The 327-nt window shown below is 58.4% G+C and carries 1 protein-coding gene; it reads left to right on the top strand.

Annotation, left to right across the window (positions count from 1 at the left end; translation table 11 throughout):
- A partial coding sequence (locus SB765_RS28630; protein ID WP_410932358.1) for a glutamine amidotransferase-related protein occupies positions 1–327 on the top strand: 327 nt, incomplete at both ends.

The following is a 327-nucleotide window of genomic DNA, read 5'->3' as shown; positions in this document are numbered from 1 at the left end:
GCCGAATTCGTTGTCTACAACGTTGTGCAGGGCGAATACCCGCCGGAAGATGAAGTGTTTGATGCCTACCTGGTCACTGGCAGCAAGGCCGATTCCTTTGGCACCGACCCTTGGATCCAGACTCTCAAGACTTATCTGCTCGAGCGTTACGAGCGCGGCGACAAACTGCTGGGGATCTGCTTCGGCCACCAATTGCTGGCACTGCTGCTGGGCGGCAAGACCGAACGCGCGGGCCAGGGTTGGGGCATGGGCATCCACGATTACAAGCTCGATGCCAAGGCGCCGTGGATGAGCCCTGAAGTGGAAGAACTGACGCTATTGATCAGC

The sequence above is a fragment of the Pseudomonas sp. SIMBA_067 genome, from assembly GCF_046534675.1.
Lineage (GTDB): Bacteria > Pseudomonadota > Gammaproteobacteria > Pseudomonadales > Pseudomonadaceae > Aquipseudomonas > Aquipseudomonas putida.
Note: the sequence above shows the minus strand (reverse complement) of the source record. Positions and strands in the feature narration are given on the sequence as shown.